Origin of the sequence: Streptomyces thermospinosisporus (assembly GCF_039526425.1) — a bacterium.
Lineage (GTDB): Bacteria > Actinomycetota > Actinomycetes > Streptomycetales > Streptomycetaceae > Streptomyces > Streptomyces thermocarboxydovorans.
The window spans coordinates 82,230-94,360 of record NZ_BAAAIZ010000116.1; the positions used below are offsets into that span (position 1 = coordinate 82,230).

Genomic DNA, 12,131 nt, shown 5'->3' on the forward strand with positions numbered 1-12,131 from the left:
CGGACCTCGCCCGCAACGGCGGCTTCGAGTCCGGCCTCGACGGCTGGACCTGCACCGCCGGCAGGACCGTGAACTCACCCGTCCGCAGCGGCAGTTCCGCGCTCGAGGCCACGCCGGCCGGCAACGACAACGCCCGCTGCAGCCAGACCGTCACCGTCCAGCCGGACTCCCAGTACACGCTCTCCGGCTACGTCCGCGGCTCCTACGTCTACCTGGGCGCGAGCGGCACCGGCACCACCGACGTGGCGACCTGGACCCAGTCCGCCCCCGACTGGCAGCAGCTCACCACCACCTTCCGCACCGGCCCCGCCACCACGAAGGTCAACCCTCTACACCCACGGCTGGTACGGCACCGGTCCCTACCACGCCGACGACATCTCGCTGACCGGTCCCGGCGGCGACACCGGCACACCACCCGCCCCGCCCACCGGGCTGAAAGCAGGCACGGTCACCTCCACCAGCGTCACCCTGTACCCTCAAGGCCCGCTACGGCGACGACTTCGTGCTGACCATGGCCCCGGAGACCTTCTTCGTCCAGCTCGGCTACCAGTACTACGGAAGTGGCCCGTGGGGCGGCCAGGACCCGAGGGCGGGCGCCTATCTGCCGGTGATCCACGCGATGCGCGACGACCTCACCCTGCTGCACGTCCAGGACTACAACTCCGGCCCGATCATGGGCCTCGACCACCAGTACCACACCATGGGCGGCGCCGACTTCCACATCGCCATGACCGACATGCTGCTCACCGGCTTCCCGGTCGCGGGCGACCCGGACAACGTCTTCCCGCCGCTGCGCCCGGACCGGGTCGCCATCGGCATGCCGGCCACCCCGAACGCGGGCAACGGGCACGTGCCGCCGTCCGAGGTCGTCAAGACCCTCGACTGCCTCACCAGGAAGACCGGTTGCGGCTCGTACGCCACCCACGGGACCTGGCCGGGGCTGCGCGGGCTGATGACCTGGTCGATCAACTGGGACCGCTTCGGGGGCTGGGAGTTCCAGCGGACCTTCGACGGCTACTTCGGCTGACCCGGCCGCCGGCCCGCCCGGCCAGCAGGGACACGCCGATCAGCAGCATCGCCCCGAGACACCAGCTGGCCGCCACGTCCAGCGGCCAGTGGTAGCCCCGGCGCACCAGCCCGTAGGAGGCGCCGAGGACCAGCAGGGCGCACAGCACCACCAGTGCGCGCCGCACCGCCGCCGAGCGCAGCAGCGGAAGGAGGAGCAGGGCCGCCGCGCCGTAGGCGACCACGGCGGTGGCGGTGTGGCCGGACGGGTAGTAGCCGGCCGCCGGGGGCACGGCCGGGGTGCCCGGGCGGTCGGTCCACTCCTTCAGCGGGGCGACCAGCGCCGGCACCAGCACCATGGCCCCGGCACCGGCGGCCGGCGGCAGCCACCACCGGTCCAGGCCCCTGGCACGCCCGTGCCAGGCGGCATACGCCAGCGCGATCACCAGGACCGGCACCGCCACCTGCACATTGCCGAGGTCCGAGAGCAGTTCGGAGGCCTGGTCGGGCTCGACGAGGGCCCGGCTCAGCCGCTCGTCCGCGTCCACCAGCGGGCCGTCGGTGACGACCTGCCAGGTGATCAGCGCGAGGAGCAGGGCCAGGGGTCCGAGCAGGAGCATGCCGCCCAGCTTGGCAAAGACACCGAGCAGACACACCAAAGGGCCGGCGCAAGGGGGGGAGTGCGTCGGCCCTGCGGTGGACCGCCGGCTCGCCGGGCGAGCCGACCGTCCGGATCGGAACGTCGCACGCCCCGGGGGGTTTGGGGCGGCGACCGTCCGATCGGTGAGGAGACCCGAAGCTCACGGCTCCGGTTGTGTGCGCGAGGGCACGACCAGGTCGAAGCTGGGGAGGCCTCGGCCCGAGCCGCTCACAGTGGCCTGTGAGCGGGGTGTATCTCTCATCTGGGAAGAACTTACGGCAGGGGGTGGGCCCGGAACAGGGTGAACGGCCTCCTGCCATCCACCTCGCACACGTTCTTCACACGCTCTGCCGCTGGAACCGTTCCGCTCCGGCCCGGAGCCGGGACCCGGAGGCCCGGACTCCGCGCCGGGACCCGGATGCGGAACGCGGACACCGGACTCAGGTACCGGATACCGGACTCGGTTGCCGGCCTCAGGTCCGGGTGAACGTGCCGACTCAGATCCTGGTGAACGCCTGCTCGATGATGTCCAGGCCCTCGTTCAGCAGGTCCTCGCCGATGACCAGCGGCGGCAGGAAGCGCAGCACGTTGCCGTAGGTGCCACAGGTCAGGACCAGCAGGCCCTCCTGGTGGCAGGCCTTCGCCAGCGCGGCCGTGGCCTCCGGGTTGGGCTCCTTGGTGACACGGTCCTTGACCAGCTCGATGGCGATCATCGCGCCGCGGCCCCGCACGTCGCCGATGATGTCGAACTTCTCGGCCATGGCGTTCAGGCGGCCCTTCATGACCTCCTCGATGCGCTTCGCCCTGGCGTTGAGGTCCAGCTCCTTCATGGTCTCGATGGCGCCGAGCGCACCCGCGCAGGCCACCGGGTTGCCGCCGTAGGTGCCGCCCAGGCCGCCCGCGTGCGCGGCGTCCATGATCTCGGCGCGGCCGGTGACGGCGGCCAGCGGCAGACCGCCGGCGATGCCCTTCGCCGTGGTGATCAGGTCGGGGACGATGCCCTCGTCCTCGCAGGCGAACCACTGGCCGGTGCGGCAGAAGCCGGACTGGATCTCGTCGGCGACGAAGACGATGCCGTTGTCCTTGGCGAACTTGCTGATCGCCGGGAGGAAGCCCTTGGCCGGCTCGATGAAGCCGCCCTCGCCGAGCACCGGCTCGATGACGATGGCGGCGATGTTCTCGGCGCCGACCTGCTTGGACATCTGGTCGATGGCCTGCGCGGCGGCCTCCGGACCGGCGTTCTCCGGGCCGGTCGGCCAGCGGTAGCCGTAGGCCACCGGGACGCGGTACACCTCGGGCGCGAACGGGCCGAAGCCGTGCTTGTACGGCATGTTCTTCGCGGTCAGCGCCATGGTGAGGTTGGTCCGGCCGTGGTAGCCGTGGTCGAACACGACGATGGCCTGCCGCTTGGTGTACGCACGGGCGATCTTGACGGCGTTCTCCACGGCCTCGGCGCCGCTGTTGAACAGCGCGGACTTCTTGGCGTGGTCACCGGGGGTCAGCTCGGCGAGCGCCTCGGCCACGGCCACATAGCCCTCGTACGGCGTCACCATGAAACAGGTGTGGGTGAAGTCGGCGAGCTGCGCGGAGGCGCGGCGGACCACGGCCTCGGCGGAGGCGCCGACGGAGGTGACGGCGATGCCGGAGCCGAAGTCGATCAGACGGTTGCCGTCGACGTCCTCGATGATGCCGCCGCCCGCACGCGCGGTGAAGACGGGCAGCACGGAGCCCACGCCCCGCGCGACCGCGGCGGTACGGCGGGCCTGCAGCTCCTGCGACTTCGGGCCGGGAATGGCGGTGACGACGCGGCGCTCCTGCGGAAGTGCGGTCATGCGGGGCTCCTGGGGGTCTTTTGCGGACGCTTGTCTTCTTTTCTCGCAGGCTAGGGCCGACGGGGAGGGCTGGGCATGCTCCATGTGGGCGTTGTCCGGGGGGCCGGGTTGTCCGCGATGGACATAGCGGCGGCCGGGCCCGGCCGGGCGGGGCTGCGGGCCGGTGGACGTGGCTGGGCGGCGGACTCCGGGGCCCGGCCGGCCCGGCCGGGCAACGGGAACCCGGCCCGAGCCTGCCCTGGCCGGGCAACGGGAGCCCGGCCTGAGCCTGCCCCGGCCGGGCGACGGAAACCGCCGGTCGGCAGGACCCGGCCGCGTAAGCGGTGAACCGGTCCTGTCGGAGCGTCGGTGGACGTGGCTGGGCGGCGGACTCCGGGGCCCGGCCGGCCTGGCCGGGCAACGGAATCTCCGGCCTGAGCCTGCCCTGGCCGGGCGACGGGAGCCCGGCCTGAGCCTGCCCCGGCCGGGCGACGGAAACCGCCGGTCGGCAGGACCCGGCCGCGTAAGCGGTGAACCGGTCCTGTCGGAGCGTTAGATTGGCTCGCTGATGGTGGACGGAGCGGCTGGTCAGGGGGCAGAGGCGATGGACGGCGACGGGACGCAGGACGTGCGGGGTACGCGAGGGCCAGCCGTACCGGGTCCTGCCGCCCCCCTGAAGCCGGTGCCGCGCACCTCGCCGGCCGTGCCGTCCCAGCCGCAGCACGAGGCGCAGCACAGCCGGCCGGTGGCGTCGTGGCTGGACACGCCGCGGGCCGGCACCGCCCTCGGCGTCTGGCGGTTCGGCCACGTCCCGCCCCGGCCGAGCAGCCCGAGGAGGAAGCTCGCTCCGGCGACCGTCGCCGGCGCTGTGATCCCCCTCGTCGCCGGCGCCTTCCTGTGGACCCTGTGGCTGCGCGGGAACTTCCCCTATCAGGGGGAGCTGGTGCGGCTGTTCACCCCGAACGAATGGTGGTACCGCGGGTCGCTGTGGCCGAAGGAGGAATTCTGGCAGGGCTTCGCGGCGAGGAAGGTCGCCGACACCCTCTTCTCCCTGCTCCTCATGTGTGCCATGGGCTACCTGGGCGCCTGGCCGGCCCTGATCCGGCACTGGCTCGGCCGCTGGGAACAGCCGGCCCGCGCGAGGGTCGCCGCCGGGGGTGCCCTGGTCGCCCTGCTGCTGGTGTTCCCCTTCTTCGACAGCGACCCGGTGCCGGTCTACACGACCATGATCCTGCTGGTCGCGCTGATCACCGATGGCTGGGAGGCGACGGACAACCCCCTGGTCGTCCTGCTGCTGGTCGCCGCGATCGCCCTCGCCGTGCTGTGGCCGGCCGCCCGGTGGGGCGACTGGGTGCCGCTGCTGCGGCGCTGGAGCGCCGCCCGCAAGGCCGGTCCCCGGCCCGGCGCCGAGCCCGTCGCCGCGAAGCCCTCCCAGTGGCCGTCCCTGCGGACGGCCGGACAGACGCAGGCGGCGGACGCCCTCGCCGCCGAGGTGCTCGGCGGGCGGATGAACGACGTGGACTGCGCCCGGATCCAGCGCTCCTGGGAGGCACTGCGACGGGCGGGGCGCCTCGCCTCGTTCACCGAGACGGTGCTGCGGCACGGTGGTGCCGCATGGACGCATCCCTCGGGCGCCCGAGACCTTCCCCGGCGCACCGCGACCCATGACCTGCTGGCCGGCCAGGTCCGCATCGGCCGCTGGGCCGCAGCCGAACGGACCCCCGTCTCCCACCAAGGGGCGGGGGCGGCGCTCGAACCCGCCACGCTCGGCACCTCCCTGCTCGCCGTCGGGCCACCCGGCTCGGGCAGGACGGACCGGCTGATGGTCCCGGTCGCCGAGTCCCTCACCCTGCAGGCCCTCACCGGCGGCTGCGCCGTGGTCGCCGTGGGCATGGCGAGCGCGCCGCTCGGGGAGGACACGGCGTACGACGTCGTCGTCCGGCCGGGCGACCCCGCCTCGCTGCACTCCCTGGACCTGTACGCGGAGTCCACCGACCCCGACGAGGCCGCCGCCGTCCTCGCCGAGGGCCTGGTCGGCGACATCGAGACCATCGACACCCCACGCGCCGCCACGGCGCTGGCCCAGCTGATCGGCCCCTACCGCGCCGCCTACGGCTCCTTCCCCGCCGTTCCGGCTCTGCGGGAACTCGTGGAGGGGCGCCAGGAGGCCCTGACCGCACTGCTGGACCGGCTCCCGGCCCACGACGCGCCCGCCCTGCGACGGGAACTCGAGCCGTGGCTGAGGCAGACGGGTGCCGCGGCCACGGCCGGACCCGCCATCGCCGACCGGCTCTCCCTCCTGGACCGGCCGGCGTTCCGGGACAGCTTCGGCGAGGGCACGCCGGACGACGACGGCGCAGGGCAGGACGCCCCGGCCCGGACCGTGCGGCCGTTCTCCCTGCGGGCCATCGCCCACCACCCGCTGCGGGTCCGCATCGACCTGCCGGAGCAGGGCCACGAGGAGGCCGCGCACCTGCTGGCCCGCCTGGTGCTGGCCCAGTTCCTCGCCGTCGCCCGGGCCGGCGGTGCACGCGACCACTTCCTCGGCCTGGTGCTCGACGACGCCTCCGGCGCCGTGACGAGGGGCACGGTGCGCGCCGTCCAGCGCCTGAGGTCGCACAACGCCGGTGTGGTGCTCGGCCTGCGCACCCTCGGCGACGTGCCGGAGTCGTTGCACGGCCCGCTGCTGAGCGCGGTGGGCTGCCGGGCGGCGTTCTGCGGAGTCACCACCTGGGACGGGCGGGCCTTCGCTCAGGCCTGGGGCACCGAGTGGGTGGAGACCACGGAGGTCGCCCAGCACACCGTCTTCGCCGACCAGCCCATGACCCGGGCGATGCACGCCCTGCGGAAGCTGGTGACCGGCAAGGCGGTGACCACCGAGGCCGTCACCGTCCGGCAGGTCGAGCGGGAGCGGTGGTCCGCGTCCGAGCTGGCGCACGGGCTGCCGCCCGGGCACGCCGTGCTGTCGCTGACCGACGTCAAGGGCGAGCACGCGCCGCCGCTGCTGGTGGACCTGCAGGGATGAGCTGAACGGTCCGGCATGCGAGGACCGTACAGTGAGGCAGAATCGACACAGGCCGTTCATACGCGGCGGCCAAAAGATCACAGTCCTCACACGGCCCGCACAGCTCACCCAGACAACCGGACCCGAAGGCACCCAGCCCCCATGCCCCTGACGCTCGCCTCGCTCGTCCACCACTCGGCGCTCAAGCTGACCGTCCGCGCGGGCGAGGACAAGCTGGACGTGCCGGTCCGCTGGGCGCACGCCAGCGAACTCGCCGACCCCGTGCCCTACATGGAGGGCGGGGAGCTGCTGCTGATCACCGCGCTCAAACTGGACGCGGAGAACCCCGAGGCGATGCGCCGCTATGTGAAGCGGCTGGCCGGCGCCGGAGTCGTCGGCCTCGGCTTCGCCGTCGGCGTCCACTACGAGGACATACCCGAGGCCCTCGTCCGGGCGGCCGAGGAGGAGGGCCTGCCCCTGCTGGAGGTGCCGCGCCGCACCCCCTTCCTCGCCATCAGCAAGGCGGTCTCCGCCGCCATCGCCGCCGAGCAGTACCAGGCCGTCACCGCGGGCTTCGCCGCCCAGCGGGAGCTGACCAAGCAGGCGCTGACCGCCGGCCCCGAAGGACTGCTCTCCTCGCTCGCCTCCCAGGTCGACGGATGGGCCGCGCTGTACGACGCCTCGGGCGCCGTCGTCGCCACCGCACCGGAGTGGGCCGGCCGGCGCGCGGCCCGGCTCACCGCCGACGTCCAGCGGCTGCGCGAGCGGCCCGCACCCGCCTCCTCCGTGGTCGCCGGACCCGAGTACGAGGACCGCGTCGAGCTGCACTCCCTCGGCACCGGACGCCTCCCGCGCGCCGCCCTCGCCGTCGGCACCGCCTCCACCCTGGGCACCGCCGAGCGCTACGCCCTGCACTCCGCGATCGCCCTGCTCACCCTCACCACCGAACGCTCCCGCTCCCTGCACGCCGCCGAGCAGCGCATCGGCGCCGCCGTGCTGCGCATGCTGCTCGCCGGGGAGCCGGACCACGCCCGCGCGGTCGCCGGGGACCTCTACGGCGGCCTCCTCGACGCGCCGTTCCGCCTGATCGTCGCCGAGACCGGCACCGCAGCCGCCGCCCGCGACCGAGGCGAGCCCGGCGGCGACGCCCTCGACGTGCTCGCCGAGGTGATGGAGTCGGCCGCCGCCCGCGCCGGCGAGGCCGTGCTGGTGGTGCCCGAGGGGGAGCGGCTGGTGGTGCTCGCCGCCGACGGGGGCGCCGCCGTGACCGCCTGCTGCGACCACGCGGCCGCGCTGGAGGCGGCCCGCCCCGGCGGCGAGGCCCGCCGGACCCTGCCCACCACCGACGAGGACGACCCCGTCATCGGGCTGTCCGCACCCGCCGGGCCCATCGCCGCCTCCGCCGCCTACAAACAGGCCCAGCAGGCGCTGTCGGTGGCCCGGCGGCGCGGCCGGGTGCTGGTCGAGCACGAGCAGATGGCGGCCGGCTCCGTGCTGCCGCTGCTCGCCGACGACGCGGTCCGGGCCTTCGCGGACGGGCTGCTGCGGGCCCTGCGCGAACACGACGCCACCGGCCGCGGCGACCTCGTCGCCTCCCTGCGCGCCTGGCTCTCCCGGCACGGCCAGTGGGACGCGGCCGCGGCCGACCTCGGCGTGCACCGCCACACCCTGCGCTACCGCATGCGCCGCGTGGAGGAGATCCTCGGCCGCTCCCTGGACGACCCGGACGTCCGCATGGAGCTGTGGCTGGCGCTGAAGGCCACGACGACCGAGTAGCCCTCCCTGGCCATTGCGGCGTGCCGCGCCGCCCGACTGCTACGACTCGGACAAACGACCTCGCCCGGCCCCGCACCTACCGTGGACTCAGCAATCCATGCCAGCCATGTCCACCCCCAACGCGGAAGGGCCGGGACTCACATGACTTCCACCCACGCCTTCTGGCTCGCCGGCCGCCAGGCCACCGGCGAGTCCGCCTTCGACGTCACCTCCCCGTGGGACGGCCGGGTCGTCGGCTCGGTGAGCGTGCCCTCCGACGCGCAGGTCGAGGAGGCCGTGGCCGCCGCGTACGCCGTGCGGGACGAGTTCGCCGCCACCCCCGCCCACGTCCGTGCCGCCGCCCTGGACCACGTCAGCCGGCGGCTGGCCGAGCGCACCGAGGAGATCGCGCGGCTGATCTCCGCCGAGAACGGCAAGCCCATCAAGTGGGCGCGCGGCGAGGTCGGCCGCGCCGTGTCCGTCTTCCGCTTCGCGGCCGAGGAGGCCCGCCGCTTCAACAGCGGCGAGGCCCAGCGGCTCGACACCGACCTCGGCGGCCAGGGCCGGCTCGCCTTCACCCGCCGCTTCCCCAAGGGCGTCGTGCTGGGCATCGCGCCGTTCAACTTCCCGCTGAACCTGTGCGCCCACAAGGTCGCCCCGGCCATCGCCGCCGGCGCTCCGATCATCCTCAAGCCCGCCCCGGCCACCCCGCTGTCCGGGCTGCTCCTCGGTGAGCTGCTGGCCGAGACCGACCTGCCGGCCGGCTCCTGGAGCATCCTGCCGGTGCCCAACGACCGCATGCCCGCCCTGGTGCAGGACGAGCGGCTGCCGGTGATCTCCTTCACCGGCTCCGAGCAGGTCGGCTACGCGATCATGGAGTCGGTGCCCACCAAGCACTGCACCCTGGAGCTCGGCGGCAACGGTGCGGCCGTCGTCCTCTCCGACTGGTCGAGCGACGAGGACCTGGACTGGGCGGCGGGCCGCATCGCAACCTTCTCCAACTACCAGGGCGGCCAGTCCTGCATCTCGGTGCAGCGCGTGATCGCCGACGCCTCCGTCTACGACCGGCTGCTGCCGCGCATCGTCGCCGCCGTCGAGGCCCAGGTCACCGGCGACCCCAGCGACGACAAGACCGACGTCGGCCCGCTGGTCAGCGAGGACGCCGCCAAGCGCGTCGAGGCCTGGGTGCAGGAGGCCGTCGAGGCCGGCGCCACGCTCCTGACCGGCGGCAAGCGCGACGGCGCCTCCTACGCCCCGACCGTGCTCACCGACGTCCCGCCCGGTGTGAAGATCTCCTGCGAGGAGGTCTTCGGACCGGTCCTGACCGTGCAGCAGGTGGACGGCGAGAAGGCGGCCTTCGACGCCGTCAACGACTCCAAGTACGGCCTCCAGGCGGGCGTCTTCACGCACGACCTGCAGACCGCCTTCCGCGCCCACCGCGCCCTGGAGGTCGGCGGCGTGGTCATCGGCGACGTGCCCTCCTACCGGGCCGACCAGATGCCGTACGGCGGCGCCAAGCGGTCCGGCGTGGGCCGCGAGGGCGTGAAGTTCGCGATGGACGACTACACCTACGAGCGTGTGATGGTCCTGACCGGCATCGAGTCCCTCTGACGCGTACGCCGCACCCCGGCCGAAGGGGCCCGGCACCGAGCCTTCCGGTGCCGGGCCCCTTCTTCACCGCCGCGGCCTTCCAGGTGGCTGATTGCCGCCGGGCCGGCTCGGCGACCGCTGGGCCGAACGGCCGCACGAAGGGTGGTGGGGTCGCTACGAATCGGGTACATACGATCGAGTAGCACCAGTCGGTAACGAACCCAATCTTCCGATTCGCGGCGAGGTGAGCCTCATGTCCGCAAGCCCCGAGACACCCACCACTCCGTCTCGACCAACCGTCACCGAACGTGAGGCCCGGCAGGTCGCGGAGGCCGCGCGGGAGCAGCACTGGCGCAAGCCCAGCTTCGCCAAGGAACTCTTCCTCGGCCGCTTCCGGCTCGACCTCATCCACCCCCACCCCCTCCCGGCCGACGACGACGCCCAGCGCGGCGAGGAGTTCCTCGCCAAACTCCGCGACTTCTGCGAGACCAAGATCGACGGCGCCCGGATCGAGCGCGATGCGCGGATCCCCGACGAGGTCATCACCGGCCTGAAGGAACTCGGCGCCTTCGGCATGAAGATCGACACCAAGTACGGCGGTCTCGGCCTCACCCAGGTCTACTACAACAAGGCCCTCGCCCTGGTCGGCTCCGCGAACCCCTCGATCGGGGCGCTGCTCTCCGCCCACCAGTCCATCGGCGTCCCGCAGCCGCTGAAGCTCTTCGGCACCCAGGAGCAGAAGGAGAAGTTCCTCCCGCGCTGCGCCCGCACCGACATCTCCGCCTTCCTGCTCACCGAGCCGGACGTCGGCTCCGACCCGGCGCGGCTCGCCACCACGGCGGTCCCCGACGATGGGGGCACCTCCCGCTCGAGCGGAGCCGAGAGTGGGGGAGACTACATCCTCGACGGCGTGAAGCTGTGGACCACCAACGGCGTGGTCGCCGACCTGCTGGTCGTCATGGCCCGCGTCCCGAAGTCCGAGGGGCACCGCGGCGGCATCACCGCCTTCGTCGTCGAGGCCGCCTCCGAGGGCATCACCGTCGAGAACCGCAACGCCTTCATGGGCCTGCGCGGCCTGGAGAACGGCGTCACCCGCTTCCACCGGGTCCGGGTCCCCGCCGCGAACCGCATCGGCGAGGAGGGACAGGGCCTCAAGATCGCACTGACCACGCTCAACACGGGCCGGCTCTCGCTGCCCGCGATGTGCGTCGGCGCCGGCAAGTGGTGCCTGAAGATCGCCCGCGAGTGGTCCGCGGCCCGCGAGCAGTGGGGCAAGCCGGTCGCGCTGCACGAGGCCGTCGGCTCGAAGATCGCGTTCATCGCGGCGACCACCTTCGCCCTGGAGGCCGTGGTCGACCTCTCCTCCCAGATGGCGGACGAGGACCGCAACGACATCCGCATCGAGGCCGCCCTCGCCAAGCTCTACGGCTCGGAGATGGCCTGGCTGATGGCCGACGAGCTGGTCCAGATCCGTGGCGGGCGCGGCTTCGAGACGGCCGACTCCCTGCGGGCGCGCGGCGAACGGGCCGTACCCGCCGAGCAGATGCTGCGCGATCTGCGCATCAACCGGATCTTCGAGGGCTCCACCGAGATCATGCATCTGCTGATCGCCCGCGAGGCCGTCGACGCGCACCTGTCCGTCGCCGGCGACCTGATCGACCCCGACAAGTCCCTCGGCGACAAGGCCAGGGCGGGCGCCAACGCGGGCGTCTTCTACGCCAAGTGGCTGCCGAAGCTGGTCGCCGGACCCGGGCAGCTGCCGGGCACCTTCGGCGAGTTCAAGCACGGCATCGACCTCTCCACGCATCTGCGGTATGTCGAGCGCACCTCCCGCAAGCTGGCCCGCTCCACCTTCTACGCCATGTCCCGCTGGCAGGGACGGATGGAGACCAAGCAGGGCTTCCTGGGGCGGATCGTCGACATCGGCGCCGAGCTGTTCGCCATGAGCGCGGCCTGCGTCCGCGCCGAACTGCTGCGCAGCCGGGGCGAGAACGGCCGCGAGGCGTACCAGCTCGCGGACGCCTTCTGCCGCCAGGCGCGGATCCGGGTGGAGGAGCTGTTCGGCAGGCTCTGGACCAACACCGACGACCTGGACAGCAAGCTGGTCAAGGGCGTGCTGTCCGGGGCCTACGAGTGGCTGGAGCAGGGCGTCGTCGACCCGTCGGGCGACGGGCCGTGGATCGCGGACGCGATCCCGGGACCGAGCACCAAGGAGAACGTGCACCGCCCGATCCGCTGACCGCCACCCGCACACCACCACAGCGCACCACGACAGCGCATCACCCACAGCGCGCGGTCGCCCGCCCGGCCGGCGCCGGGCACCGCC

6 protein-coding genes and 1 pseudogene are annotated in these 12,131 nt (G+C 73.2%); 5 read left to right on the top strand and 2 right to left on the bottom strand.

Annotated elements, in window-relative coordinates; all coding sequences use genetic code 11:
• Positions 1 to 1,027: pseudogene (locus ABD207_RS29465) on the top strand (carbohydrate binding domain-containing protein); the annotation flags it as partial.
• On the opposite strand, the gene ABD207_RS29470 reads toward ABD207_RS29465, so the two are convergent.
• Together ABD207_RS29470 and gabT are read right to left on the bottom strand one after the other, a co-directional pair.
• A complete protein-coding gene (locus ABD207_RS29470; RefSeq protein ID WP_344016294.1) occupies positions 966 to 1,625 on the bottom strand; it encodes a phosphatase PAP2 family protein in 660 nt (219 codons plus the stop codon). The pseudogene ABD207_RS29465 and the gene ABD207_RS29470 sit on opposite strands and share 62 nt — an antisense overlap.
• Positions 1,626 to 2,142: 517 nt before the next feature.
• A complete protein-coding gene (gabT, locus tag ABD207_RS29475; RefSeq protein ID WP_344016295.1) occupies positions 2,143 to 3,477 on the bottom strand; it encodes a 4-aminobutyrate--2-oxoglutarate transaminase in 1,335 nt (444 codons plus the stop codon).
• A 583-nt stretch (positions 3,478 to 4,060) separates the two neighbouring features.
• Here gabT and ABD207_RS29480 point away from each other — a divergent pair.
• From ABD207_RS29480 to ABD207_RS29495, 4 genes are all read left to right on the top strand, one after another.
• A complete protein-coding gene (locus ABD207_RS29480; RefSeq protein WP_344016296.1) occupies positions 4,061 to 6,481 on the top strand; it encodes a type IV secretory system conjugative DNA transfer family protein in 2,421 nt (806 codons plus the stop codon).
• 141 nt (positions 6,482 to 6,622) lie between these two features.
• Positions 6,623 to 8,236, top strand: coding sequence for a PucR family transcriptional regulator (locus ABD207_RS29485; RefSeq protein ID WP_344016297.1), 1,614 nt, complete (start codon positions 6,623 to 6,625; stop codon positions 8,234 to 8,236).
• Positions 8,237 to 8,377: 141 nt separating this feature from the next.
• Entirely contained in the window at positions 8,378 to 9,826 is a 1,449-nt protein-coding gene (locus tag ABD207_RS29490; RefSeq protein ID WP_344016298.1) for an aldehyde dehydrogenase family protein, read from the top strand.
• A gap of 232 nt (positions 9,827 to 10,058) precedes the next feature.
• Positions 10,059 to 12,044 (top strand): acyl-CoA dehydrogenase family protein, encoded by a 1,986-nt coding sequence (locus ABD207_RS29495; protein WP_344016300.1) that lies wholly within the window; start codon positions 10,059 to 10,061, stop codon positions 12,042 to 12,044.
• Positions 12,045 to 12,131 lie beyond the last annotated feature (87 nt).

What these genes read in the sequence shown, in the direction of transcription:
- ABD207_RS29490 (WP_344016298.1), top strand. Translation starts at nt 8,378, where the DNA reads ATGACTTCCACCCACGCCTTCTGGCTCGCCGGCCGCCAGGCCACCGGC.
- ABD207_RS29495 (WP_344016300.1), top strand. Translation starts at nt 10,059, where the DNA reads ATGTCCGCAAGCCCCGAGACACCCACCACTCCGTCTCGACCAACCGTC.
- ABD207_RS29470 (WP_344016294.1), bottom strand. Translation starts at nt 1,625, where the DNA reads ATGCTCCTGCTCGGACCCCTGGCCCTGCTCCTCGCGCTGATCACCTGG.
- ABD207_RS29485 (WP_344016297.1), top strand. Translation starts at nt 6,623, where the DNA reads ATGCCCCTGACGCTCGCCTCGCTCGTCCACCACTCGGCGCTCAAGCTG.
- gabT (WP_344016295.1), bottom strand. Translation starts at nt 3,477, where the DNA reads ATGACCGCACTTCCGCAGGAGCGCCGCGTCGTCACCGCCATTCCCGGC.
- ABD207_RS29480 (WP_344016296.1), top strand. Translation starts at nt 4,061, where the DNA reads ATGGACGGCGACGGGACGCAGGACGTGCGGGGTACGCGAGGGCCAGCC.